This is a genomic window from Solidesulfovibrio carbinolicus (assembly GCF_004135975.1).
Lineage (GTDB): Bacteria > Desulfobacterota > Desulfovibrionia > Desulfovibrionales > Desulfovibrionaceae > Solidesulfovibrio > Solidesulfovibrio carbinolicus.
This window is the reverse complement of record NZ_CP026538.1, coordinates 2,751,262-2,775,905: the sequence shown is the minus strand read 5'-3', so window position 1 is coordinate 2,775,905 and position 24,644 is coordinate 2,751,262. Positions and strand designations below refer to the sequence as shown.

At 65.3% G+C, this 24,644-nt stretch carries 26 protein-coding genes; 16 read left to right on the top strand and 10 right to left on the bottom strand.

Annotated features, from left to right (window positions below; translation table 11 throughout):
• Nucleotides 1-105 precede the first annotated feature (105 nt).
• Both ettA and C3Y92_RS12465 read right to left on the bottom strand, forming a co-directional pair.
• Nucleotides 106-1,791, bottom strand: a complete 1,686-nt coding sequence (gene ettA / locus C3Y92_RS12470; RefSeq protein WP_015861314.1) for an energy-dependent translational throttle protein EttA — start codon at nt 1,789-1,791, stop codon at nt 106-108.
• A 254-nt stretch (nt 1,792-2,045) separates the two neighbouring features.
• Nucleotides 2,046-3,524 carry a 30S ribosomal protein S1 gene (locus C3Y92_RS12465; RefSeq protein ID WP_129352984.1) on the bottom strand — a complete coding sequence of 493 codons (1,479 nt, stop codon included), beginning with the start codon at nt 3,522-3,524 and terminating at the stop codon, nt 2,046-2,048.
• 134 nt (nt 3,525-3,658) lie between these two features.
• On the opposite strand from C3Y92_RS12465, the gene C3Y92_RS12460 reads away from it, so the two are divergent.
• Nucleotides 3,659-4,684: a metal-dependent hydrolase gene (locus tag C3Y92_RS12460; RefSeq protein ID WP_129352982.1), complete on the top strand. Its 1,026-nt coding sequence runs from the start codon at nt 3,659-3,661 to the stop codon at nt 4,682-4,684.
• 152 nt (nt 4,685-4,836) lie between these two features.
• Here the strand turns inward: C3Y92_RS12460 and C3Y92_RS12455 are convergent, their stop codons facing one another.
• Nucleotides 4,837-5,715 (bottom strand): AraC family transcriptional regulator, encoded by an 879-nt coding sequence (locus C3Y92_RS12455; protein WP_129352980.1) that lies wholly within the window; start codon nt 5,713-5,715, stop codon nt 4,837-4,839.
• 237 nt (nt 5,716-5,952) lie between these two features.
• On the opposite strand from C3Y92_RS12455, the gene C3Y92_RS12450 reads away from it, so the two are divergent.
• From C3Y92_RS12450 to C3Y92_RS12430, 5 genes are read left to right on the top strand one after another with little or no spacing between them, the layout of a single operon-like run.
• Nucleotides 5,953-6,543, top strand: a complete 591-nt coding sequence (locus C3Y92_RS12450) for a hypothetical protein (RefSeq protein ID WP_235669477.1) — start codon at nt 5,953-5,955, stop codon at nt 6,541-6,543.
• Between the two features lie 11 nt (nt 6,544-6,554).
• Nucleotides 6,555-7,100 carry a DUF2975 domain-containing protein gene (locus tag C3Y92_RS12445; RefSeq protein ID WP_129352976.1) on the top strand — a complete coding sequence of 182 codons (546 nt, stop codon included), beginning with the start codon at nt 6,555-6,557 and terminating at the stop codon, nt 7,098-7,100.
• Nucleotides 7,101-7,109: 9 nt separating this feature from the next.
• Complete coding sequence (locus tag C3Y92_RS12440) at nt 7,110-7,343, top strand: helix-turn-helix domain-containing protein (protein ID WP_129352974.1); 234 nt, start codon at nt 7,110-7,112, stop codon at nt 7,341-7,343.
• A 3-nt stretch (nt 7,344-7,346) separates the two neighbouring features.
• On the top strand, nt 7,347-7,943 hold the full coding sequence (locus C3Y92_RS12435; RefSeq protein ID WP_129352972.1) for an NAD(P)H-dependent oxidoreductase: 597 nt from the start codon (nt 7,347-7,349) through the stop codon (nt 7,941-7,943).
• An 18-nt stretch (nt 7,944-7,961) separates the two neighbouring features.
• Nucleotides 7,962-8,162 carry a tautomerase family protein gene (locus C3Y92_RS12430; RefSeq protein WP_006922317.1) on the top strand — a complete coding sequence of 67 codons (201 nt, stop codon included), beginning with the start codon at nt 7,962-7,964 and terminating at the stop codon, nt 8,160-8,162.
• A gap of 187 nt (nt 8,163-8,349) precedes the next feature.
• Here C3Y92_RS12430 and C3Y92_RS12425 read toward each other — a convergent pair whose 3' ends face one another.
• The 3 genes from C3Y92_RS12425 to C3Y92_RS12415 form a co-directional block, all read right to left on the bottom strand.
• Entirely contained in the window at nt 8,350-8,790 is a 441-nt protein-coding gene (locus C3Y92_RS12425) for a DMT family transporter (protein ID WP_129352970.1), read from the bottom strand.
• 111 nt (nt 8,791-8,901) lie between these two features.
• Nucleotides 8,902-9,309 carry a YccF domain-containing protein gene (locus tag C3Y92_RS12420; protein WP_129352968.1) on the bottom strand — a complete coding sequence of 136 codons (408 nt, stop codon included), beginning with the start codon at nt 9,307-9,309 and terminating at the stop codon, nt 8,902-8,904.
• A gap of 48 nt (nt 9,310-9,357) precedes the next feature.
• Entirely contained in the window at nt 9,358-10,191 is an 834-nt protein-coding gene (locus C3Y92_RS12415; protein WP_129352966.1) for a rhodanese-like domain-containing protein, read from the bottom strand.
• Between the two features lie 151 nt (nt 10,192-10,342).
• Here C3Y92_RS12415 and C3Y92_RS12410 point away from each other — a divergent pair, with 151 nt between their 5' ends.
• From C3Y92_RS12410 to C3Y92_RS12395, 4 genes are all read left to right on the top strand, one after another.
• The gene (locus C3Y92_RS12410; protein WP_235669476.1) at nt 10,343-10,804 is read left to right on the top strand and encodes a rhodanese-like domain-containing protein; all 462 of its coding nucleotides are present in this window, start codon (nt 10,343-10,345) and stop codon (nt 10,802-10,804) included.
• Nucleotides 10,801-11,223, top strand: coding sequence for a MauE/DoxX family redox-associated membrane protein (locus tag C3Y92_RS12405; protein ID WP_129352962.1), 423 nt, complete (start codon nt 10,801-10,803; stop codon nt 11,221-11,223). Before C3Y92_RS12410 ends, C3Y92_RS12405 begins: the two co-directional genes overlap by 4 nt.
• A gap of 68 nt (nt 11,224-11,291) precedes the next feature.
• On the top strand, nt 11,292-11,930 hold the full coding sequence (locus C3Y92_RS12400) for a TetR/AcrR family transcriptional regulator (RefSeq protein ID WP_129352960.1): 639 nt from the start codon (nt 11,292-11,294) through the stop codon (nt 11,928-11,930).
• 202 nt (nt 11,931-12,132) lie between these two features.
• Nucleotides 12,133-12,897: an enoyl-ACP reductase FabI gene (locus C3Y92_RS12395; RefSeq protein WP_129352958.1), complete on the top strand. Its 765-nt coding sequence runs from the start codon at nt 12,133-12,135 to the stop codon at nt 12,895-12,897.
• Nucleotides 12,898-13,124: 227 nt separating this feature from the next.
• On the opposite strand, the gene C3Y92_RS12390 is transcribed toward C3Y92_RS12395, so the two are convergent.
• Entirely contained in the window at nt 13,125-14,660 is a 1,536-nt protein-coding gene (locus C3Y92_RS12390; RefSeq protein WP_235669475.1) for a bactofilin family protein, read from the bottom strand.
• Nucleotides 14,661-14,911: 251 nt separating this feature from the next.
• Here C3Y92_RS12390 and C3Y92_RS12385 point away from each other — a divergent pair, with 251 nt between their 5' ends.
• From C3Y92_RS12385 to C3Y92_RS12375, 3 genes are all read left to right on the top strand, one after another.
• Nucleotides 14,912-15,571, top strand: a complete 660-nt coding sequence (locus C3Y92_RS12385; RefSeq protein WP_129352954.1) for a TetR/AcrR family transcriptional regulator — start codon at nt 14,912-14,914, stop codon at nt 15,569-15,571.
• Complete coding sequence (locus tag C3Y92_RS12380) at nt 15,568-16,797, top strand: acyltransferase family protein (protein ID WP_129352952.1); 1,230 nt, start codon at nt 15,568-15,570, stop codon at nt 16,795-16,797. The genes C3Y92_RS12385 and C3Y92_RS12380 overlap by 4 nt, the downstream gene beginning before the upstream one ends.
• A gap of 105 nt (nt 16,798-16,902) precedes the next feature.
• Nucleotides 16,903-17,349 carry a DUF3795 domain-containing protein gene (locus C3Y92_RS12375; protein ID WP_235669474.1) on the top strand — a complete coding sequence of 149 codons (447 nt, stop codon included), beginning with the start codon at nt 16,903-16,905 and terminating at the stop codon, nt 17,347-17,349.
• A gap of 32 nt (nt 17,350-17,381) precedes the next feature.
• Here C3Y92_RS12375 and C3Y92_RS12370 read toward each other — a convergent pair whose 3' ends face one another.
• On the bottom strand, nt 17,382-17,609 hold the full coding sequence (locus C3Y92_RS12370; RefSeq protein ID WP_015861295.1) for a MoaD/ThiS family protein: 228 nt from the start codon (nt 17,607-17,609) through the stop codon (nt 17,382-17,384).
• Between the two features lie 212 nt (nt 17,610-17,821).
• On the opposite strand from C3Y92_RS12370, the gene C3Y92_RS12365 reads away from it, so the two are divergent.
• The 3 genes from C3Y92_RS12365 to C3Y92_RS12355 are packed head-to-tail and all read left to right on the top strand — an operon-like array spanning nt 17,822 to nt 22,968.
• Complete coding sequence (locus C3Y92_RS12365; protein ID WP_129352948.1) at nt 17,822-18,664, top strand: transporter substrate-binding domain-containing protein; 843 nt, start codon at nt 17,822-17,824, stop codon at nt 18,662-18,664.
• On the top strand, nt 18,661-21,270 hold the full coding sequence (locus C3Y92_RS12360; RefSeq protein ID WP_129352946.1) for a PAS domain-containing hybrid sensor histidine kinase/response regulator: 2,610 nt from the start codon (nt 18,661-18,663) through the stop codon (nt 21,268-21,270). The genes C3Y92_RS12365 and C3Y92_RS12360 overlap by 4 nt, the downstream gene beginning before the upstream one ends.
• Nucleotides 21,271-21,315: 45 nt before the next feature.
• The gene (locus C3Y92_RS12355) at nt 21,316-22,968 is read left to right on the top strand and encodes an alpha-keto acid decarboxylase family protein (RefSeq protein WP_129352944.1); all 1,653 of its coding nucleotides are present in this window, start codon (nt 21,316-21,318) and stop codon (nt 22,966-22,968) included.
• Nucleotides 22,969-23,098: 130 nt separating this feature from the next.
• Here C3Y92_RS12355 and C3Y92_RS12350 read toward each other — a convergent pair whose 3' ends face one another.
• Together C3Y92_RS12350 and C3Y92_RS12345 are read right to left on the bottom strand one after the other, a co-directional pair.
• On the bottom strand, nt 23,099-24,169 hold the full coding sequence (locus C3Y92_RS12350) for an acyltransferase (RefSeq protein ID WP_129352942.1): 1,071 nt from the start codon (nt 24,167-24,169) through the stop codon (nt 23,099-23,101).
• A gap of 58 nt (nt 24,170-24,227) precedes the next feature.
• A complete protein-coding gene (locus C3Y92_RS12345; protein WP_129352940.1) occupies nt 24,228-24,644 on the bottom strand; it encodes a secondary thiamine-phosphate synthase enzyme YjbQ in 417 nt (138 codons plus the stop codon).

The following is a 24,644-nucleotide window of genomic DNA, read 5'->3' as shown; positions in this document are numbered from 1 at the left end:
TAGATTGGGCGATCTGTCACAAGACTTGGCCGTGATCTGGCAACAAAAAAGCCGCCCGCCCCTGTTGCAGGGCGGGCGGCTGAAGGGCTTTATCCGCGGCGCGAACTAGGCGCGGCTGAAATGGCGGTATTTGATACGGTGGGGGATATCGGCGTCGGCTCCCAGGCGTGCTTTGCGGTCGGCCTCGTACTCGGTGAAGTTGCCGTCGAAAAAGACGGCCTGGCTCTCACCTTCGAAGGCCAGAATGTGGGTGGCCACGCGATCCAGGAACCAGCGGTCGTGGCTGATGACCAGGGCCGAGCCGGCAAAGGAGAGCAGGGCTTCTTCCAGGGCGCGCAGGGTGTTGACGTCGAGATCGTTGGTCGGTTCGTCCAAAAGCAGGACGTTGGCGCCGCTTTTGAGCATAAGGGCCAGGTGCAGGCGGTTTTTCTCGCCGCCGGAGAGCACCTTGACCTTTTTTTGCTGGTCGCCGCCGGTGAAGTTGAAGCGGGCGATGTAGGCCCGGGCGTTGACGTCCTTGTTGCCCAGCCGGATGGTGTCATAGCCTTCGCCCACCACCTCGAAGACCGACTTCTCGGGATCGAGCGCCTCGCGGCTCTGGTCCACGTGGGCCAGCTGCACGGTGTCGCCGAGCTTGAAGGCTCCGCTGTCCACGGTTTCCTGGCCGGTGATGAGGCGGAACATGGTGGTCTTGCCCGCGCCGTTGGGGCCGATGATGCCGACGATGGCGCCGCGCGGCACGGTGAAGGTCAGATTCTCAAAGAGCAGGCGGTCGTCGAAGCCCTTGGACACGCCCTCGGCCTCGATGACGTTCTTGCCCAGGCGCGGTCCGGGCGGGATGAAGATTTCCAGTTCCTTGGCCAGACGGTCGGATTCCTGGGAGGCCAGGGATTCGTAAGCGGCGATACGGGCCTTGGATTTGGCGTGGCGGCCGCGCGGCGACATGCGCACCCATTCCAGTTCCCGGGCCAGGGTCTTGGACCGTTCGCTCTCGCTTTTTTCCTCTTGGCGCAGACGCTCCTGCTTCTGCTCCAGCCACGAGGTGTAGTTGCCCTTCCAGGGGATGCCCCGGCCCCGGTCGAGTTCCAGAATCCAGCCGGCCACGTTGTCCAGGAAGTAGCGGTCGTGAGTGACGGCAATGACCGTGCCGGGGTAGCCGTGCAGGAAATGCTCCATCCAGGCCACGGACTCGGCGTCCAGGTGGTTGGTGGGTTCGTCGAGGAGCATGATGTCGGGCTTTTGCAGGAACAGCCGGCACAGGGCCACGCGGCGGCGTTCGCCGCCGGAGAGCACGTTGCAAGGCGTGTCGGCCGGCGGGCAGCGCAGGGCGTCCATGGCCATGTCCAGGCGGCTGTCGAGATCCCAGGCGTCGCAGGCGTCGAGCTTTTCCTGCACCTCGCCCTGGCGCTCGATGAGCTTATTCATGGCGTCGTCGTCCATGGGCTCGGCAAAGGCGGCGTTGATGTCCTCGAATTCCTTGAGCAAAGCCACGGTCTCGGCCACGCCTTCCTCGACCACCTCGCGCACGGTCTTGGTGACGTCCACCAGCGGGTCCTGTTCCAGGTAGCCGATGGTATGGCCCGGGGTGAGCACGGTCTCGCCCTGGAAATCCTTGTCCACGCCAGCCAGGATCTTGAGCAGGGTGGATTTGCCCGAGCCGTTGAGGCCCAGCACGCCGATCTTGGCGCCGTAGAAATAGGACAGCGAGATGTCCTTGATGATGGGTTTTTTGTCGTGGAACTTGCTGACGCGGATCATCGAATAGATGATCTTATTGGGCTCTACGGCCATATCCTTCCTCCACAAGCGCCGCCCAAATCGGGCGCGCGCGTCAATTGGCGCTTACATGCAGGACAAGGGGCGACAATGCAAGCGGCCCTGCGCTCCGCCCGAAGAACGGAGTGAGGGCCGCCTGAACATGAACCCGGCAGGGCCGGGACTCGGCTTGGCCTCGTTTCGTGGCTTCCCGCAACGCCCTAGACTTGCGGCCTGGACGTTACGGAACAGCATCCCCGCGCCGACGTTTTGCCGGCGCGGGGATGGCCTTACTTCTTCTTGCGAGACATGGCCTCTTGGAGCTTTTCGCCCAGAAGCCCAAGGCCGCCGCTGGGGGCCGCCGCCTTTTCCTTCTTGACGAAGCGCTTCCATTCGTCGGGATTTTCCCGTTCCTTCTGCCCGCCGATCGGGGACAGGGTCATCTTGCGCTTGTCGCTGTCGATCTCGGAGACGATGACCGTGGTCTCGTCGCCGATTTTCAGGCGTTCGTAGGTCTGGGGTTCCAGGGCGTCGCGCAGCTTGGAAGCCGGCAGAAGTCCGGTGACGCCGGGGGCCAGATTGACGAAGATGCCGAACTGCTGGCGGTTTTCCACCGTGCCGGTGACGGTGGCACCGATGGGGAAGGTCTCGGCCACGCCCTGCCAGGGGTCGCCGGCGGCTTCCTTGAGGCTAAGGCCAATGCGGCGCTTGGTCAGGTCGATGTCCTTGACGGCCACGGTGACGGCGTCGCCCACGGCGACCACGTCGCCCGGCTTGGCCACCCGGCGGACATGGCTCATCTCACTGACGTGGATAAGGCCCTCGATGCCCGGGGCGATTTCCACGAACGCGCCAAAGTCGGCCAGACGCACCACCTTGCCCTCGACCTTGTCGCCGACAGTGAACTGGTCGCCGACGCTGTCCCAGGGATCGGCCCCGGCCTGCTTGATGGACAAGGAAATGCGCGGACGGCCTTTCTTGTCGCGGTCAAAGGCCAGCACCTTGACGGTGACGGCTTCGCCCGGCGTCACGGCGTCCTCGGCCTTTTCGGCCCGGGACCAGGACAGCTCGGACAAATGGATGAGGCCTTCCAGCCCCGGAGCCACCTCGGCGAACGCGCCAAAGGCCACCAGACGGCTGATGACGGCCGGCACCACGTCGCCGGGCTGGACCGTCTCCATGAAGCGCAGCTCGGACTCGACCCGGGCCTGCTCCAGGAGCTTGCGGCGCGACACCACGATGTTCTTGCCGTCACGCTCGAAAGTGATGATGGCGAACTGGTAGGTCTGGCCCACGTGGGCTTCGGGATTGTCGGTAAAGGCCAGATCGATCTGGCTGACCGGACAGAAGGCCCGGCGGTGGACGATCTCGACGTCGAAGCCGCCTTTGCGGGCCGCCGTCACCTTGCCTTCCACCGGGACATTGTTCTCGTAGGCTTCGCGCAACGCTTCCGCGCCGCCCTGGCCGGAGAGGGCTTTGGACAGGGCCACTTCGTCGCCCCGCACCGAGACGACGTAGAGGGTGACCTCGTCGCCTTCGCCCACCGTCAGTTGGCCGTTGTCGTCGAGAAATTCCGACTTGTCGGCCACGCCGTCGAGTTTGGTGCCGGTGTCGACCACAAGCGTGGTCTCGGTGACGGCGATGACGGGTCCGGTGATGCGGTCTCCAACATGGATCTCACCGCCGCGCTCGGCCAAAGAGGCCTCCATGAGCGCGGCGAATTCGCCCTCGGCCGGCAATTCCTTGGTGTCCGGCGACTTGTCTGCCATGATCGCTCCGAAAAAAAGGGTGATTTGGGCGCGAATGCGCCGGGGCGCACTGTAGCGCAGCGGCTATCCTTGTCAAATGCGAAAAAAGCCCTATCCTCCCCAAATCCGTCTTTGAAACGTGAGGAAGTTGTCGCATGGATCCAGTTACCCACATCACGGCGGGCGTACTTTTAGGCCAGGCGGCCAAGGATCGTTTCCCGGGCGTAAGAGCCCTTGTCCCCCTTTCGGCACTGGCTGCCTGGATGCCGGATATTGATAATATCGTTACGTTTTTTGGCGCTGAAGCCTACATGCGCCACCACCGGGGCTACACCCATTCGCTGCTTGGCGGGGCGCTTATGGCCTGGCTGTTGGCCCTTGTCGTTTCCCGATTCGCCGGGGGGGCGAAGGCCTCGAGGCTCTTTGTGCTTTTTTATTTAGGCGTGCTCTCCCACCTCTTTCTCGACTGCATCACTTCCTACGGAACAGGCGTTTTTCTGCCTTTTTCCGATGTTCGGGTGTCCGTGCCCTCGGTCTTCATCATTGATCCAATCTACAGCCTGGCCCTGATCGGCTTGGCCGTGGCCGCTGTCCTGCGCCCGGCGGCGGGCAAGAAGCTGGCCGTGGCCGGGCTGGCCGTCATGCTGGCCTGGCCAGCCATCGGCTTTGGCGTGGGCCAGGCCGTGTCCGCCCATGCCCGGGAGCTGCTCGTGGCCCGGGGCGAGAAGCCCACGCGCGTGACGGCCCAGCCCGACGCCTTCGCGCCCTTGTGGTGGAAGATCATCGCCGAGGAAGGCAACGACTATGTACTGACGGGTCTGACCCTGGCCGCTCCCGATACCCTGCTTCCCGAGCGGCGTTTCGAGCGGGCCGGGCGCGACGAGCTGGAGCGGCTGGGCAAGCAGGCTCCGGTGTTCTCCTATTATGTCTGGTTCACGGATTTTCCGGTCAAATCGGCTTCCGCCACGCCTGACGGCACGGCCCTGGCCTTTCAGGACCTGCGGTTTATCGCCGTCAATCCGCTGGTGGAGAAGGTGCGCGGCCCTATGGTGCCGTTTACGCTGACGGCCTATCTTGATCCGGCCGGCAAGCTCACCCGGGCCATGTTTTCCCAGATGGGCAAGGGCGAGTTGATCCTGCCGCGCACGGGCGTGGGGCTGGCCGGCTTCGGCGGCGGCTGATCGTCATTTTTCTCCCCCCAAAGAAACGGCCCGGGACGCGCGTGCGTCCCGGGCCGTTTCTTTGGATGGGGGGTCCGGGGGCCTCAGGCCCCCGGCGGAGAGGTCCAGGAGAGGCAGAGCCTCTCCTGGCCGCCGGAGGCACTCCCCGCGCGCTACCGCGCCGGGCCGATCGGGACGAGGATTTCGGTGAGCAGTTGGTCGGGCGGGGTGGTTTTGGGATCATTGAGGTAGATTTCCATGCTCGGCTCCATGGCGAATTCCCGGCCGCAGTCCGGTCCCCAGACGCCGCACAGCCAAGCGTAGGCCGGGGCCAGGTTCGTGTACGGCCCTTTGACCACGGCGCTGGCGTAGTCCCGGCCGCCGATGGTGGCTACCGGCAGATCGGGCGTGCCGGTGAAACTGTCGGGCACGGTCATGCAGGCGTCGTAGCGGATTTTTTCCGGCGGCGTGATCTGCGGATCGTCATGGCCGATGCCGATGAACTTCGTGTCCGGTCCGAAAAGGCCCAGCGACCCGGCCTTGGCGCAAAGGGCGGTCCAGGCCGGCTCGCACTGGTCGTAGGGGCCGACGTGGCGCACGCAGGCCACCTTCATGACCGGCAGGGTTTTGATGACGACGTCCAGTTCCATGATGACGAACTCCTTTCTAGGGGGCAGGTGTTTGGGGGTTTCGGGCGGCCCCTTGCGCTCCCGGCTGGCTTGCCGCCAGGCCGAGGGGGTCGTGGCGTAGGCGGCGCGAAAGGCCCGGGCAAAGGCTTCGGGCGACTCGAAGCCGGCTTCCAGGGCCACGGCGGTCACCGGCTGGTCGCCGTAGCACAGGCGCTGGGCGGCCCGCTCCAGGCGCAGCCGGCGCAGATAGGCCCCCACTGTCTCGCCGGTCATGCCGACAAAGATGCGGTGGAAGTGGTACGGCGAGAAATGGGCCGCCCCGGCGATGTCGCCAAGGGACAATTCCTCGTCGAGCCGGGCTTCCATCAGCCGCATGGCGGCCAGAACCCGCCGGCGCCAGTCTTTTCGCGTTTCCTCGCTCATGTCCGTTTCCTGCCTGGGAACTACGCGTTCCATGAGGTGTTCGCCTGATATTTTTTGCTTTTTTCATGGGCGACGGCATTTGTCTGCTATCCGTTAAAAAACAATCAAAAATTATCGTTGAACAATAATTCAAGCTTGTTTATCGAGTCTTGTCCGGACTGACGGAAACCCGGGGCGACGTCGGCCGGCGTTTGCCCCGCACCCAACCCGTAATTTGTTTGGAGAGACGCCATGAAAATGATTTGGACGCTGTTGTTGCTTGCCGTTCTGGCCGGCGGCTGCGCCAGGACCACGACCACGAGCCTTGTGGCCGGGAAACAGGCCGACAGAAACCAGGGCCTGGGCAAGACCGTCGTACTGACCTGGTTTGAGTTCGAGGCGACCGACAAGGCTGGAAACGATAAGGCGGCTCGGCTGCGGGGCTTCATCGAAAAGCGCATTGGCGGACTGCCCGGGACCGAACTCGCCCAGGCGGGGGCGTTGACGGCAGCCCTTGGTTCCGACAACTGGCGCGACGCCTCTGACATGGAATTGACCGCAGCCGCACGCTGTGTCGGGGCCGACAGCGTCGCCTTGGTGGAAGTGGCGGTCTGCCGCGGTGCATTGAACGTGAATCTGCCGCTGCCGCCGTATTGGAATGTGGAGACCGCTTTTGCATATCGGGTACGGCTGCTTGACGTCCGGTCCGGTTCCCTGATCCTCTCGGCCATGCGCGCTCACGAGGCCGACAGGCCATTTGCCATGCGCGGCCGGGAGACGCTCTACCAAGAGTTCGAAAAGGATTTGGCTGAACTGATCCAACCCCTTGCCCAACAAGCCGCCAACTAATGGAGTTTGTCATGGATCCCAAGACCAATCTGGAAAGCATCAGCCGTTTAGGCAGACTGCTGGAAACCGTTTGCCTCGTCGCCGCCTTGGTTGTTGCTCCGCTGACTGCCCTGTATTGGGCTGCCTTCAACGTCCTGCCTGCCGATTTGACTCGGGAGGCGGCTGCACTGGCCGTTTCGCCCGAGTTGCCGGGCTGGGTGAGAGTCCTCTGCTTTGCCGCCGCCATGGTTCCGGGCGGGGCGCTCATGCTGGCGCTGTTGCGGCTGCGCCGGCTTTTTGGCCTCTACAAGGAAGGCAGCATCTTCTCCCTGGCCAATGTGCTGGCTTTTCGGGACCTGGCCCGGGCGCTGTGGATATGGGCGGTGTGCTCCGTGCTCGCCACCCCTTTGCATTCCATGGCCGTCACCGCCGCCAATCCGCCTGGACGTCATATGCTGAACCTGGGCGTGGGGACCACTGAATTGGAGTTGGTCTTTCTGGCCAGTCTCGCCCTGGTCATGGCCAGGGTCATGGACGAGGCCCGGCGACTGGACGAGGAAGCGGCCCTGACGGTATAGGCCGGCCATATGGCGATCATCGTCAACCTCGACGTCATGTTGGCCCGGCGCAAAGTCAGCTCCAAGGAGCTGGCCGAAGCCGTGGGCATCACCGCCCAAAACCTGTCCATCCTCAAAACCGGCAAGGCCAAGGCCGTGCGTTTCTCCACCCTGGAGGCCATCTGCGCCTTTCTTGGCTGCCAGCCGGGCGACATTCTGGAATATCGCCCGGACACCGCCGGCCTGCCCGGCGAAGGAGCGTAACCCATGGCGGTCAGCGTTATCCTGGCCCATCCCCGTCCCGGCAGCTTCAACCACGCCCTGGCTGGGGTCGTCTGCGAAACGCTGGCCGACCTTGGCGTCGAGGTCTGGTTCCACGACCTCTGCGCCGAGGGCTTCGAGGCGCTTTTGCCGGCTGCCGAGATTCCACGCGACGCGTCCCTGCCGCCGCTTATTGCCAGCCATTGCCGGGAGGCGGCCGCGGCCGAGGGCTTCGTCATCGTCCATCCCAACTGGTGGGGCATGCCGCCGGCCGTGCTGGTCGGCTGGGTGGACCGGGTCATGCGGCCCGGCCTGGCCTACGAGTTCCTGGAAGGCGACGGCGGCGAAGGCGTGCCGCGCGGCTTGCTGGCCGCCCGCGCGGCCGTGGTCCTCAACACGTCCAACACGGCGGCCCAGAGGGAACGCGAGGTCTTTGGCGATCCCCTGGAACGCATCTGGAAGGACTGCGTCTTTGGCCTGTGCGGCGTGGCCGATGTGCGCCGCCGCATGTTCGAAACCCTTGTCACGAGCAGTTCGGGACAGCGCCGAGGCTGGCTTGAAGAGGCCTCGGCCCTGACGGCTGCCGCGTTCGGCCCGGCCTGACCCCAAAAGGAGAACCCCATGCCCCTGGTCAATATCAAGATCACCCGCGACGGCGCCACCGCCGAGCAGAAAGCCAAGGTCATCGAAGGCGTCACCAACGTCCTGCGCGACGTCATGGGCAAGAACCCCCAAACCACCTTTGTCATCATTGAGGAAGTCGACTGCGACAGCTGGGGCATCGGCGGCGAGACCGTGGCCGTGCGCCGGGCGCGGGGCTAATGCCCATTATAAAACATAACGACAGTTATGTTTTATAAGTATAAAATTTAAATCAATATATTGTTTGCAATGTGCTTTCGCTTGAGAAATGGAATTGGAATAAGGGAAAAGAGAAGAGTGGGGCGCTGCCCCACGCCCCGCTGGGGGCCTAAGGCCCCCAGACCCCCAAACTGGGGATGACAAGCGTTTAAAATCGGATGAGATAGACGCCGGCCAGGAGCAGGACGGACCCGATCAGGCGCTTGAGGTCGAAGGGGATGTGCGGAAAGCCGAGCAGCCCGAAATGATCCAGCGCCATGGAGGCCGCCACCTGGCCGGCCAGGGTCAGGGCGATCATGGCCCCGCCGCCGATGCGCGGGGCCAGGATCACCGTGGCCGTGACAAAAAACGCCCCCATGGTCCCGCCGATCCAGTACCACCACGGCGAAGCCTTGTAGGCGGCCGTAAAGGGCACGCCCTGGCCCGTGACGCCCAAGATGACGCCCAAGGCCAGGGTCCCGACCAAAAACGAGACGAAGGCCGAAGGGATGGCCCCGCCGACCACTCCGGCCAGCTTGGTGTTGACCCCGGCCTGGATGGGCATGAACGCCCCGGCCGCCAGGGCCAGGGCCAAGAGAATGTACTGCATGACGGCTCCGATGGCCAAGGGCCGGTTCTTGTGGAAAGCTGGCCGGCGTTGTGGTGGGCGCGGCCGCCGGGTTGGCTGCTGCGCTGGCCGCGCCCGGTTGACAAGGTGAATCTAGTAGCGTTTGTCGATGACCGTCTTGCCGATGGGGGCCAGGGCCAGGCCGGCCAGCTTGAGGTGCTGCAACGCGAACGGGATGCCGATGATGGTCACGAAGTTGGCCACCGCCGCCAGCAGATGGCCGATGGCCAGCCACACCCCGGCCAGCACGAACCAGATGACGTTGCCGATGAAGCCGAAGGTTCCGGTGCCGAGGTCCGGGCCGGACACGTCGCGGCGGTCCACCACTTCCTTGCCAAAGGGCCAAAACGCCAGGTTGCCCATGACGAAGCAGGCCCGGGCCCAGGGAATGCCGATGATGGTGATGGCCATGACCACGCCGGCCAGATACCAGCCGATGCCAAGCCACAAGCCGCCGAGAATAAGCCACAGGATGTTCATGAAGAAATTGACCGGGGCCATGGAGTGCTCCTTGAGCGGTTGATCGTGAATCAAGAAAGGCGCGTCGGCTTAGGCCTCGGGCAGCCGGGCCAGCAGGTTGGCCACGGCCTTCAAGTGCGCCTTTTCTTCCAGGGACAGGGTTTCATACAAGGTTTTGGCCGTCTTGTCGCCGGTCTGCCGGGCCAGGCGGGTGTACAGATCCAGGGCCTGGGCTTCCACCGAGACGGCCAGTTCCAGGGCCTCCCGGGCCGAGGCCGGCTCGCCGCCGAGCATTTCCAGAAACTGCGAGGCCGGCAAGCCGCCTTCGAGTTCCGGCCCGGTTCCGGCCAAAAGCGCGGCCAGATCGGCTGTCTGGCCGGTCTGCTTTTCATACAGGCTATGGACATGGCGCAAGTGGCGTTCCTCGAAGCCGGCCAGCCGGGAAAACGTGGCGGCGGTTTCGGCGTCCCCGGCCGCCTCGGCCAGCTTCTGGTAAAAGCCGCCCAGCGCCGCTTCCATGCCCAGGGCGGCCAGGAGAATCTGGCGCGGGGTCTCGGCCCCGGATAAAAGCGTCATGCCGGCGTCCGGCGCGCCGACCGCCGCCGCGCCCTGCCAGGCCATGGCTCCGCCGAGCAGGTTGACGATGCGGGGAAAGCCCGCCCCGGCCAAGAGTTTCGCGGCGGCGGCGCTGCGCATCCCCGAGCGGCAATACACGGCAACGGGCTTTGCCTTGTCGATTTCCCCGAGGCGGTCGGGCAGCTCGGGCAGGGGCACAAGCTTTGCGCCAGGCAGATGGAATTCTTCGTATTCCGGCTCCATGCGCACGTCGAGAAGGGTGATCTCGCCCGGTCGGGCGGCGTCGAGAAGACGCCGCGCCTCGTCGGCCGAGACGTTTTGGATGGCCGGGACGGCGTCGGTTGACATGACTGGCTCCGTGTTGCGGGTTGCGCATGGGGCTGCGTGTAGGATAGCAAGCCCTTACGACGGAATATATGCTCGTGGGCGGGAAACCTTGTCAAGGCGGGATGGTATGGCGGGGGTAGGGACGCGGCGGCTTGCGCCGCTTTGGTTGGAGTTGGCGGTCATTGGGATCCTGGGCGTCGGCCTGTCCGTGGCCATGAACATGGCCCGGCAGGAGCCCGTGCCCTGGATCGTGGATTTTGCCGCCCTGGACAAGCGCGACGCCCTGCGGCGCGGCCTGGAGACCATCGATCCCCACGCAGCCGTGACCATGCTCGGCAAGCCCGGGGTGGTGTTTGTCGATGCCCGCACGGCCGAGGAATTTTCCATGCACCGGGTGGCCGGGGCCAAGAACCTGCCCCAGGAGGCCATGTACGGCGATCTCGACGCCGCCGCCGGCAGCCTTGGCCTGAGGGCCGAGGACCGCATCGTCGTCTACTGCGGCAATCTGCTGTGCGACAAGAGCAAGGAACTCGGCGAAGCGTTGCGCACGGCCGGTTTCACCTTCGTCACGGTGATGCCGGAAGGCTTCGACGGCTGGCTGGCCGTCGGCGGACCCACGGAGGGCGGGGCATGAGGGTGTTCTTCGTACTGCTGCGCATGGCCCTTGGTCTGGTGTTTCTTTTCGCCGCCTGGGACAAGATCGTCGACCCCATGGCCTTTGCCAAGATCATCCGCAATTACCAGATATTGCCCGACATGGCCGTGTCCGCCGTGGCGCTCGTTCTGCCCTGGATCGAGGTCGTGGTCGGCATGTGCCTTCTCACCGGCTTCGTGGCCCGGGGCGCGTCGCTTTCGGCCAGCCTCATGATGGCCGTCTTTCTCGCGGCCATGGCCTGGGCCTGGCACAAGGGCATCGCCACCCAGTGCGGCTGTTTCACCACCAAGGCCGATGACGCCATCTCCCAGGCCACCTTCATCCGCGACGGCTCCATCATGGCCGTGTGCCTGCTCGTGACCCTGGACGTCTTCATCCGGGCCAGACGCGCCCTATGACAAAGGGCTTTCGATGGTTCCTGTGAAACGCGATACGTTCTTATCAAGGACGCGACCCTAGGGGGACCATGTCCGGCGTCAAGATCATTCCCATCGGCGCACCGCGCACGGTGCGCCAGCGCATTCTGGAGTCCCTGGGCGACTTGCTCGCCAAACAAGGGTTCGACGGACTCTCCCTCGACCTCCTGGCCCGGACGGCCGGCCTGGAGCGGGGCGTCATCCTGCGCCACTTCCAGGACTTCGACGACGTGGTCACGGCCTTTGGCCAGTCCTCGGCCTTCTGGCCCACCGTGGACGAACTGCGCGAAGACGTGGCCGAACGCTTCGCCGCCATGCCGCCGCGCGCCCAACTGGCCCATTTCTTCAAGGCCACCATCCGGGGCCTTTTAGCCCGGCCGCGTACCCTGGACATCCTGGCCTGGGAACTCATGTCGCGCAACCGCTACACCCGGCTGCTGGAATATCCCCGCGTGCGCTCGGCCCTGGAATTTTTCGAGTCCGTCACCGGGGACGTGCCCGAAAGCCTGGACCTGACGGCCATCGTGGCCGTGCTTGGCGGCGCGGCCATCTTTCTGACCGTGCGCTCCCGCCAAAGCGGCGTCTTCGGCGGCCTCAACCTCTACGACGACGCCGACCGCGAACGCGTGGACCGCGCCCTGGAACTGCTGCTGTCCGGGCTTATCCGTGAGGCCGAGACAAGGGGTTAGGGGGAGGGAAGAGGGGAATGCCTCCGGCGGCCAAAGGGGCTGAGCCCCTTTGGAAACCCCTCCTGGGGCAAGGGGGCGTTGCTGGGGCGGTGAGCGGGAATAGAGCAAAGTTAGTTCCTGGAGCCTGGGGTGAAACGCCGCATGTGGGCGGCCCCAGCCGCCCCAGAGGCATAACGCCGGGCGTCCCGGCAAGGAGAAACCCATGCTGATGCGGGATAAAAAAGTCGTGATTTTCGGCGTGGTCAATGAACGCAGCATCGCCTACGGCATCGCCAAGGTCCTGCGCGAGCAGGGGGCCAGGCTGGCACTGGGCTACGCCGCCGAACCCATCCGCAAGCGCATCGAACCCATCGCCGCCGAACTCGGGGCCGAGTGCATCTTCCAGTGCAATGTCTCCAGCGACGAGGAAATCGCCGAAGCGGCCCGGTTTGTCGGCGAAAAGCTCGGCGGCGTGGACTGTCTGGTCCATTCCATCGCCTACGCCAACCGCGAGGACCTGGCCGGCCGGTTCATCGACACCAGCCGCGAAGGCTTCCGCGTGGCATTGGATGTTTCGGCCTTTTCCCTGGTCGCCTTGTGCCGGGCCTTCGAGCCGCTTTTTACCCCCGGTTCCTCGGTCATGACGCTGAGCTACTACGGCTCGGGCCGGGTCGTGGCCAACTACAACGCCATGGGCGTGGCCAAGTCGGCCCTGGAGGCCAGCGTACGCTATCTGGCCGTGGACCTTGGCAAGCGCGGCGTGCGCATCAACGCCATCAGCGCCGGCCCGGTCAAGACCATGGCCGCCTCGGCCATCCACGGTTTCCGCACCATCCTGGAAACCATCGAGAACCGTTCTCCGCTGGGCCGCAACATCACCTTGGAGGACATCGGCCGCTGTGCTCTCTACCTGGCCTCGGACCTGTCGTCGGGCACCACGGGCGAGGTGATTTTCGTCGATTCCGGCTACAACATCATGGGCGTGTAGGCCAGTCAGGCGCGCGGTTTCGGCTTGAAAGAGCCTTGAAGCCAAAGGGACTCCAAGAAGCGCGGCCTCGGGCCGGGCAGCCGGTAAAAGGGCGTGCCGCCATTGTTCGTTGCCTCCCGAGGGCAAACACCAGGGCCGCAAACATCCTCAATCGCTAACGCAAAGTGGCTTCTCATGAAAAAGGCCGGGTTCCCCCGGCCTTTTTCATTGGATGTCGCGGGCAAGCCTTAGTGGCTGCTCAGGTAGTTCGACTTGACGTACTTGATCTCGTACCAACTGCTGTTGGGGTTGACCGAGCCGTTGATGCTGTGCAGCGAACCGATGATGGACGAACCGCCGGCGGGTTGGATGTTGCCGTTTGCCAGCACCGTGCCGAACCAATTTGTCCCACCGCTTAATGTGAACTCTCCTCCTGTGTAGAGGAAGACTTTCGCAGCTTCAGAAGCGTATGCCTCGTTAATGTTGCTCATTCTGTTGGTGTAGCAATTATTGCTGCTTGCTGTCTTTATGTAGATTTCGCCAGTAATTTTGGCATCTCCTGAGACAAATATATTGATGTCGCCTGATGAGACATCGAGACAATATCTTGTCCAATTGCTTCTCGTGAACGATTTGTAGTAGTGATTTCCTGCGGACAACAAAATGTCTCCATTAGAAGGGAGTGTTGTCGTCGCCGTGAATATCGGCGCCGTGGGCGCGGTGTAGGTGGCGCAGGCCACGGGAGCCGTGGGCGCGGTCGGGTTGGTGTAGGTGTTGCCGGTGAATTTTGTTTTATTCTTATCAGTGGTGACCCCGGTCTTGGCGTACATGTTGCCGTAGACGGTGATGTTTTGCAGGGCGATGTTGGTCTGGCTGTGGATGTCCACATAGATGGTCGAGCCGCCGGTGGCGGTCACCGTGCCCCCGGCGTAGATGTAGCGCTTGACCGTGGAAGAACCAATCTTGGCGCTGGTCAGGCTGACCGAGGCTTGGCTGTGGATGTTGCCGTTGACGGTGGAACCGCCGCTGACGGTCACGCTGCCCTTGGCGTAGATGTCGCCGTTGACCGTGGCCCCGCCGTCGATGGTCACGTCGCCCTGGGAATAGAGCGTGCCGTTGACCACTTGGGAGCCGCCGCTTACCGTGATGCTCGAATTGGAACAGATGACCTCGCCCGTGCCGCCCACGGTGACGCCGCCGCTGATGACCAGCGGCGTGGTGGTCGAGGTCGTGGTGAGGGAACCGGCGACCGTGGAGCCGCCTTGCAGGGTGACGGTGTCGGCCAGGACGTCGCCGGCCACATAGCCGGCCACCTTGGCCGTGCCGCCTGTCGACATGACGTAATCCGACACGCCTCCGGTGTTGGTGTTGCTCGACGCCGCCGGCGTGATGGAAGCCGACATGTAGGCGTTGGCTTCAAGGCCCGTGCCGGGGCTGGACGTGCCGACCACGGTGACCGGATACTTTCCGGTCCCGGTGTTTTTCGCGCCCACGGTCAGGGTGAAGGTGAGGCCGGTGCCCAGGGTGTAGGTGGTGGCCCCGGCCGTGTGCATGGCCGCGAGGGCGCTGTCTTTTTGCACTGCCGCGAACGCGAGGCCGGAAGAGGCGGCATAGCCGGCGCTGTCGGTGCGGTTTTCCGTCACCATGGAACTCGACGACGCGCCAAACTGCTTCTGGATGGCCGCCGCCAGCACGCCCAAAAGGATCAGCGTGCCGATGACGGCTACCATGACGCTGCCTCGCGCCGCATTCGGGCTGGTGATGGGGGGTGTCAATTTGTCCATGTTTCCCCCTGTGGAAGCAAGTCTCGTTCCGCGATCACAAACTCTCCAAGGCGCGCCGCGCGCCAAACCACATTCCACACAGTGCTGCTAGTGTTTCAAATAAGTGACGGATCGGCTCTTGGCAAGAAAAAGCGGCCCGACCCGGGGCTTGGGGTCTGGCGATGCGGGATGGCTTCCCCCCCCTTGACGAGGTCGCGGCATTGGGGCACTGGTTGCAAACAATTGTTTGAAACAACTGTTTTGGAGGAGCCATGGACGCCAGCGAGGCCGGGGTCAAGGACAAACTCTTTTGGGCCGCCCTGCGGACCTTTGCCGCCAAGGGCTACAAGGGGGCCACCGTGCGGGCCGTGTGCCAGGAGGCCGGCGGCGTCAACGTCAGCGCCGTGCAGTATTATTACGGCGGCAAGGACAAGCTGTATCAGGCCGTGCTGGAGGTGCTTTTTACCGCCGCCGACCAGCGTTTCCGCCAGCGCCTGCTGGACGAGGCCAAGGCCGGAGCCGAACCCGAGGAGCGTTTGCGGCTGCTTATTGAGGTCTATTGCCAGGTGCTATTTGCCCACGGCGAGGTCGGCGACGCCTTCCTGCGCCTGTGGGCCATGGAACTGGCCAATCCCACGCCTTTTCTCGGCGACATGGCCGAGCGCCACAGCCGGCCCCAGACCCTGGCCATGCTGGGGCTCATGGCCGAATTCGCCGGCCCGGACGCGCCCGTCACGACCCTGGTGGCCATGATGTCCTGCGTCCTGGGACCCTGCCTGTATCAGGCCCTTTTGTGGCAAAACCATCAGCGCATCGTGCCCGAACATCCGCCCATGGCCGAGCATTGGCCGGTGTTTGCCGAGCAGTGCTTCCGCCACGCCCTGGCCGGCTTGCGGGCCGTTGGCCAAAACCGCCAAGGAGGCGCGTCATGAACTTGGGCCAGGAAACACCTGCTCGGTCTTGGCAGCTTGATGCCCTGCGGTTGGCCGGGGTCCTGGCCGTGGTGGTCCAGCACGCCGCCGTGGCCTACAGCGCCTACGTGCCCTGGTGGTATGTGCGCGATCCGGCCAAGAGCGCCCTGGCGGACCTCCTTTTGCTGGTCTGCGACGGCGCGACCATGCCGCTGCTTTTCGGCGTGGCCGGGTATTTCGCCCTGCCGTCCCTTGGCCGGCGCGGCCTGGGCGGCTTTCTGGCCGGCCGGGCCAGGCGGCTCGTCGTGCCGCTGGTTGGGCTGACGCTCTTTTTCTGCCCGATCATCGCCTACATCGACTATCGCGACAAAGGCGGCCTGGACGGCTTTTGGGTCCACTGGCTGGCCATCGTGCCAACGGCCTTGGATTGGCGGTTCATGCTGTTCGCCAGCGCCGACGCGGCCAAGGTGTCCCAGACGCTTCTGTGGTCGTTTCACCTGTGGTTTTTGGCCATGTTGTTCGTCTTTTGCCTGGTTCTGGCAGCGGCGCGGCTGGCGGCCGGTCCCGGGCTGACCCGTCGTGGAAGTTGGGGGGCATGGAGCTTGGGCCGCATTGGCCTGCTGGCCCTGGGCGTTGGGCTGGCGGCCGGAGTCGGGCAGCTGGCCTGCCCGGACGCGGCCTGGGCCAGACTCGGGCCGTTTCTGGTGTTCCAGCCCACGAGGCTGCCGCTCTATGCCGGATTCTTCCTGCTCGGCGCGTCTTTCTGGAAGCGCGGCTGGTCGGCCGATTATGGCCTGCCCGGCCGGACCTGGGTCTGGGGGCTGGCGTTTGTTTTCACCCTGGCCGCCATGGCCAGGACCGGCGGTGAGGCCATGCAGGCCTGGGCTTCCGGCGCGCCTTCAGTCCCGCTATCCCTGGCCCATGGCCTGGCTCGCACCGCTTTCGCCCTGGCCGCCACGGCCCTGGCCGTGGCCCTTGTCGGCCGGGCCAGGGCCGGGTCGGTCTGGCGGCGGCCGGGCTTGTCACGGACGTCGTTTGATTTGTACCTGTACCACTTCCCGCCGGTGGTGGTGCTGCAGTACGGGCTGTGCGGCACGGCCGTGCCGGTAGTGGCCAAGATCGCCGTCTGCAGCGCCCTGCCGATTCTCGTCTGCCTGGGGACAACCCGGCTGTGCGGTCGCCGGGCCTGGACCCGGCCGGCCCTGATCGGGCTGGCGTTTGTGGGCTGCGCCGTATTTTGGGGATAAAGGCGCGTCGGCGACCCTGGACCGGGATGCCGGCGCACGCACTGGGGCAAAGCGCCTCGGGCCGGCGTGGCCGTGAGGATGAATCAAGACCGAAGGAGTATGGACATGACCGAAGAAGCCGCGTTGCAAGAGCGCATCGCCCCGTGCGGCCTGGACTGCGGCCGTTGCCTGGACAACCCGGACAGCCCCATCGGCCGGCTGTCCCGGGAGCTGGCCCGGGAACTGGGCGGCTTTGGCCAGCGGGCGGCCTTTTTTGCCCGGCTCGATCCGGTGTTTAACGCCTACGCCGCTTTCGAGGGGGTCCTTGAACGCCTGGGCAAGGGCGGCTGCTCGGGCTGCCGCACGGGCAACTGTCTGCTGGGCGACTGCCGGGTCAAGGACTGCACCCGGGAGCGGGGCGTGGGCTATTGTTTTCAGTGCCCGGATTTTGACGGCTGCGACCCGGGGTTGCCGCCGGGACTGGCCGAACGTTGGCGCGACAACAACCGGCGCATGGCCGCAATGGGGCTGGCCGCCTATTGCGCCTGGCAGGCCGGCCGTCCGCGTTACTGAGGCCGGCCCAAGGCTCGGGAGGGCGGCGCGGCTCAGCCGCCGCCCACGGGCGGAAAGATGCCGACCCGGTCGCCGTCGGCCAGCACGGTGTCCAGGGACGCGGCCGCGCCGTTGACGAACACGAGCTTGATTTCTTCCAGGGGAATGTCCAGACGTCGGACCAGTTCCAGGGCGGTCTCCCCGGGGGCGATGGGAAACGCGCCGGCATTGGCCGGCATGAGCGGGGCCAGGGTGGCGAAACAGCGCAGGTCGATGGGCATGGCCGTCTCCTTGTGGGGCCGATGGCGCGGCCTTTTTATGTTCATTTAAGCGTTGCAAGGCCCGGTTGTCCATCGTTGTTGGTTGGTCACTGCCGCTGGTTGGCCAGGGAGGCGTTGCCTCGGATACGCCTGCCGTGTATAGGGTGGAGGATAGCAAAGGCCCGCTTGTCGTTGGCGGGTCGGCATGTCCCAACCGTCACCCTGGCGGGCGCATGAACAAAATCTGGGGCTACATCGCCGTAACGCTGTTTTTCGCCGCGGGCACGCTCCTGGCTCTGGCCTATCTCCGTTCCGGTTCCGTCCAGCCATCGCCGCCCTGGGCCGGCGGGGAGATCCGGGTGGGGTATTCCAGCGAGCCGCCCTACGCCTTCCGAACGCCGGCTGGCGAGGTCACGGGCGTCGGGCCGGAGACCGCCAAGGCCGTGCTGGCCCGGCTTGGCGCCCCGCGCATCCGCTGGGTGCTGCTGGATTTCGGCCAGGCCCTGGCCGCCCTGGAAGCCGGACAAATCGATCTGCTCGCCAACGGACTTTTCATCACCCCGGAACGGGCCGCGCGCGTGCTCTTCAGCCTGCCCTACGCCCGGGTCGGCCAGGGCCTTTTGGTACGGCAGGGCAATCCCCGGAAGTTGGCCTCCTACGAAGACGTCGCGGCGGCCCCGGACGCCGTCGCCGCCGTTCTCGACGGCTCCGTGGAAGAAACCGCCTTGCTCGCCATGGGCCTGCCCAGACAGCGCCTGTTCGTGGTCCCCGACCCTGGCGCGGGACTGGCCGCCGTGCGTTCGGGCCGGGCCGACTGCCTGGCCCTGTCCGGTCCCACCGTGCGCTGGCTGGCCGGCGAGAGCCAGGGCGAGGCCGAAGAAGCCCAGCCCTTTGCCCAGCCAGCGGCCCTGCCGGCCGGGGAGAGCGCCTTTGCCCTGCGCAAGGCCGACGCCCGCCTGGCCGAGGGCATGGACGTCGCCCTGCGGGAAGTGGTCGGCTCCGACGCCCTGGCCGCCCGCATCAAGCCCCTGGGCTTTGAACGGCAAAACCAGCCGCTCTGGAGCCTGTCCCGATGAGCCGCAACGGCATCCCCCCCGGTCGTCGCGCTGGCGTACGTGGCTGGATTGATCTGCACCTGTATGCCATGGCCATGGCCGCCCTGCTGACCGGCCTGCTGTTGTGGTGGACCAATGTTTCCTGGCGGGAGAACTTCGAAGCCTTTCCTCCGGTGCTGGAAGAACTGCAGCAGGTGCGGGTCGATACGGTCAAAGCCTATCTGGCCGTGGAGCGGCGCATGGCCGGGGAGCAGCATGTTCGCCTGCCCGACGTGGACGCGTTTTTCGAACAAGCCGCCCAGGGGTGCCGCGACATCGCCAGGGCCATGGGCCAGGCCGAGCCCGGGGGCGAGGGGCAGGCCGGTTTTCAGGCGTTTTTCGAAAGCCTGGACCGGTATGCCGCCGCCATTGCCGCCTTTCGCGAGCTGTCCATGGGCGGTATAGGGGCCTTGCCCGATATGCGGGCGCGGCTTGGCGTCGAGCGTCAGGCCGCCTTCGCCGCCCTGGAAAAACAGGCCGACGCCCTGAGCGAAACCGTGCGCCGGCGCATGGACGCCGGCGCCAGCCGGCAAACCCGCCTCAACAACATCCTCTTTTTCGCCTGGATCTCCTTCCTGGCCTTTCTGGCCGGCAGTCTGGCCATCGCCGGCTCCCGCCGCCGCAAGGCCGAACAGGCCATGCTGGCCAGCGAAGACAAATACCGCAGCCTGTTCGATCAGGCTCGCGACGCCATCCTGGTCGTCGATGACGACACGGGACGCATCCTCGACTGCAACCGGGCCTTGGCCACCGAATGGGGCTACCCGCCGGAAACCCTCATCGGCCGCACCACCGAGGCCCTGGGCCTGACCAACCCGGCCGACGACGACGCCCCGGCCTCGGTGCTTGGCCAAAACGGCAGCCTCACCACCATCCGGGAAACCCGGATGCGCACGGCCGCCGGCGACGAGCGCCTGGTATCCGTCAAGTCCGGGCGGTTTCGCTTGGGCGAGGCCGAGGTGCGCCTGGACATCTTTCGGGACATCACCGACCTGCGCCGCGAAGAGGAGGCGCTTCGCGGCCGCGAGGCCATGCTGCGAAGCCTGGGCGACAATCTCCCCGACGGCGTCATCTACACCCTGGAAGTGGACACGGCCGGCAACCACCGCTTCCTCTACGTGAGCCAGGGCCTGGAACGCGTCCTGGGGCTGTCCGTGGCCCTGGCCCTGGCCGACGCCGAGCTGGTCTTTGCCCGAATCGTCGAAGACGACCGCGAGCGTCTGCGCCAGGCCGAGAGCCAGAGCATGGCCACGGGCGAGCCGTTCGACGTTCAGGCCCGCGTCCTGGCTCCGGACGGCGGCGTGATCTGGGGGCAGTTCCGGGCCGCGCCGCGCCCGGGAAGCGGCCGGGTGGTGCTCTTTGACGGCTTTTACTTCGATGTCAGCGCGCTGAAGCGCATCGAGGACGACCTGCGCCGGGCCATGGTCGTGGCCGAGACGGCCAGCCAATCCAAAAGCGAGTTTCTCGCCAACATCAGCCACGAGATCCGAACACCGCTTAACGGGGTGCTCGGCATGCTCCAACTCCTCGAAACCGCCGACCTCGGCCGCGAGGAGGCCGGCTATGTGGCCACGGCCCTGAAAAGCGGCCGGGGGCTGACCCGGGTGCTCGGCGACATCCTCGATTTCAGCCTGCTGGAAGCCGGAGCCATGGTCATCAAAGCCACGCCTGTGGACGTGCGCGACGTGGCGGCCGATGTGCTTGGGGCGCTATCCATCGAATGTCGGGCCAGGGGGATTGAGGCCGGGCTGGTCGTGGCCCCGGATGTGCCGGCCCGAGTGCTGACCGACGGCGCGCGGCTGCGCCAGATACTGTTCAATCTGGTCGGCAACGCAATCAAATTCACCCAGGCCGGTTCGGTGCGCCTGGACATCGCCCTGGCTTCGCGGCGCGGCCAGGCGGTGGTGCTCCTTTTCACCGTGGCCGACACTGGCATCGGCATGCCCGAGGACAAGCTCGACGACGTGTTCGAGCCGTTCACCCAGGTTGACGGTTCCTTGACCCGGCAATTTGGCGGCACGGGCCTGGGGCTTGGCATCGTCAAGCGCCTGCTGACGCTGCTTGGCGGTTTTCTCGCCGTGGAAAGCCGGGTGGGCGTAGGCACCCGCATCGATTTTTCCCTGCCATGCAAACTGGAGCAAGCCTCGAAGGATGCGGTGGTCAAGGCGCGGCAGGCGAAAACGCCGGAAGGCCCAGCCCGGGTGCTGGTGGTCGAGGACGACGCCGTCAACCGTCTGGCCACGGTCGCCATGCTCGGCAAAATGGGCTATACGGTCGAGGCCGTGGAAGACGGCGATCTGGCTCTGGACGTCCTGGCCGCGCGTTCCTTCGATGTGGTGCTCATGGATATCCAGATGCCGCGCCTAAGCGGCGACGAGGCGGCCCGGCGCATCCGGCAAGGCGCGCATCCGGGCGTTGACCGGCATGTGCCCGTCATCGCCGTCACCGCCCATGCCCTGGAGGGCGACAAGGAACGCTATCTCGCCTGCGGCATGAACGATTACCTGTCCAAGCCCGTGGACGTGAATCTCTTGCGCGAGGCCGTGGGCCGGGCCCTGGCCGGCCGCACGGGAATTGGTGTAGCCTGAGGCCCGGCGCCGATCACTTTAAGCCGTATCCAGCGGAGGATTTCCATGCCCCAGACCGTCATCGAACTGCTCATGTCGCGCCTCAAGGCCATCGGCGTCACCGACGTCTTCGGCGTGCCCGGCGATTTCTCCTTTGCCTTAAACGACGCCATTGACGACGATCCGGACATGCGCTGGATCGGCTGCACCAACGAACTCAACGCCGCCTACGCCGCCGACGGCTATGCCCGGGTACGCGGCAAGGCCGCGCTGTGCACCACCTACGGCGTGGGCGAGCTGTCGGCCATCTGCGGCGTGGCCGGCTCCTACACCGAACATCTGCCCGTGTTCCATCTGGTCGGGATGCCCAGCATCTCCACCCAGCGCCTGGGCCGGGTGGTCCACCACACTCTGGGCGACGGCCAGTTCGACGCCTTTGCCGCCATGGCCAAGCCCGTGGCCTGCGCCAGCGCCATTTTGACCGCCGAAAACGCCGCCTGCCAGATCGAACGCTGCATCGAGGCGGGACTGACCCGCAACCGGCCGGTCTACATGGCCCTGCCCCAGGATCAGGCCAACAAGGCCTTGCCAGGGGAGTACGTCTGCGCCCCGGAAGCACCGGTAAGCGATCCGGCCGTTCTGGCCGCCTGCCTGGAGGCCATGGCCGAGAAATTCGCCGGGGCCGGCACGGCCGTGGTCCTGGCCGGTTACCTCATCGCCCGGCTGGGGCTACGCCAGACCGCCCGGGAGCTGCTGGAGCGGACCGGGTTGCCTTTTGCCACCATGTTCATGGACAAAACGGCCCTGGACGAGACGCTGCCCGGCTATGTCGGACTCTACGACGGGCGCATCATGAACCCGGAAGTGCGCGATTTCGTTGAGAGCTGCGACCTGGTGCTCAACCTCGGGGCGCACTGGAGCGATTTCAACACCGGAGCCTTTACCGCCCACATCGACCAAAGCCGCATGATCGCCGTCATGCAGCACGAGGTGCGGGTGGGCTACGCCACCTTCCCCAACGTCGAAATGCGCGATGTCCTGGCCGGGCTGGACCGCCTTTTGCCGGCCAAGACTATTAGCCACCCCCGGGCCAAGGGCCTGGGCGAACCCAAGGGCGCTCCGAATGATCCCATCACCCCGGATTACCTCTATCCGCGCTGGGAAAAATTCCTGCGCCCGGGCGACATCGTCATGGCCGAGACCGGCACGGTGTCCATGGGGCTGGGGTTTGCGCTGATGCCCGAGGGGGCGGAATTTTTCAACCAGACCTTGTGGGGGGCCATCGGCTGGGCCACGCCGGCCGCCTTTGGCGCGGCCCTTGGCGCGCCGCAGCGCCGTACGCTGCTTTTCACCGGCGAAGGCGCGCACCAGATGACCGTGCAGGAGCTGGGGCAATTCGGCCTGCATGGGCTTAAGCCCATCGTCTTTTGCCTCAACAACGACGGCTATCTGATTGAGCGCCTGCTGTGCAAGAACCCCATGAGTTCCTACAACGACCTGGCTCCCTGGAAGTACGCCGAGCTTCCGGCCGCCTTTGGGTTGTCGGACTGGTTTTGCGCCAAGGTCACGACCAACGCCGAGTTGGAAGCGGCCATGGCCAAGGCTGAAACCTGCGGCACGGGAGCCTACATCGAAGTGGTCATGGACCGCATGGCCGCCTCGCCCCTGGCCCAGAAGCTCGGGGAGTCCATCAAGACGCTCTACGCCAGCGCCAAATAACGGCGTTCGGCCTTTGGGGTCCCTGGTCAAGTCCTGGCAGCGGCGTTGGCGCGCCGCTGCCGGGGCTTTGTCGTTTGGAGCGCGGGGGCGGTGTTTCGGGCGCGGCGACGTGGGCGCGTGGCTTGCCGCGTCAGCAGATGGACCGGAAAAGCGGGATGCGGCGCAGGGCCGTAATGGTGCCGAGGGAGGCGAGGAAGACGCCTAGCGCCGCCAACGGCACGTACCAGCCAGCCGCCCGCTGGGGCAGGGGCAGGGCGTGGTCGAGGACGTACAAAAAGATCGGATGGATGAGGTAGACGCCAAAGCTCGCCTCGGCCGTCGCGGCAACGAACCGGCTTTGGGGCAACGAAGCGGCGTTTTGCCGGAATAGGCAGAACAGCGCCGCGGTCATGGCCAGGACGGCAACGCCGGAATCCGGCAGCAGATACTGCCGCTGGACCAGTCCCGTGGCCATGACCAGGGCGAAATTGCCCAGCGCCCCGGCGGCCACGACGGCCACAAAAACGCCGCCCAGCAACAGATTGGGCAACCGCCGGTTCAGGCGCGTTTCGAGCACGTAGCCGGCCGCGTAGCAGCCCACGAACCAGGCAAAGGCCCCGGCCCATTCCAGGCGCAGGCCCTTAACGGCCTCGATGAGTTCCGCCGCCTGATGCAGGGCCGCGAAAAAGGCGACCACCGCGAAAAAGGCGACCAGATCGGCCCGTTCGGGCCGTCGGCCGAGGAGCCAGGCGTTTAAAAAGGGATGGACGAGCATCAGCCCGAAAAACATGGGCAGATACCACAAGTGATAATAGGTCGCGCCGGTGACCAGCACGGCATTGACGAAGCGCTCCTGCATATCCAGGCCGTCGCCGCCCGTGGCCCAGGCAAAGAGCAGATAGAACACGCTCCAGAAGATGAACGCGGGCAGCAGGCGGGCGGCGCGTTTGCCGTAGAAGGCGGCGGCGTCCTCGTTATGGCCGAGCAGCAGCGCGCCGGCCAGCATGACGAAAAGCGGTACGGCAAAGCGCATGGCGCAGTTGACGACGTTGGCGATCCACCAGTCGGTGCGGTGCAGGGTCGCGATTTGGGCGTAGAGCGGCGCGGTGACATGGATGACCACCACGGCAAAGGCGGCCACGGCCCGCAGCCAGTCGATCCAGGGCTTGCGGTCGGGATTGGGCCGAGAGGCGTGCGCCGGAGAGGAGTGGCGGGCGTTCATAGGGCAAACGAAAGCGGGCGAAGGAGCATAGGCGCAATGTCGCTGCAGGTGGGCGGGACTATTCCCCGATGATTTTGACCAGCACGCGCTTTTTACGCCGGCCGTCGAACTCGCCGTAGAAGATGCGCTCCCAGGTTCCGAAGTCCAGGCGGCCTTCGGTTATGGCCACCACGACCTCGCGGCCCATGATCTGGCGCTTCATGTGGGCGTCGACATTGTCCTCGCCGACGTTGTGGCGGTAGCCGGACACGGGTTCGTGGGGGGCGAGCTTTTCCAGCCAGACTTCGTAATCGTGGTGCAGGCCAGATTCATCGTCGTTGATAAATACCGAAGCCGTGATGTGCATGGCGTTGACCAGACACAGGCCTTCGGTGACGCCGGATTCCTTGAGGCAGGCCTCCACGTCGCGGGTGATGTTCACAAATCCCCGGCGGCCGGGGACATTGAACCACAGTTCCTTGCGAAAGCTTTTCAT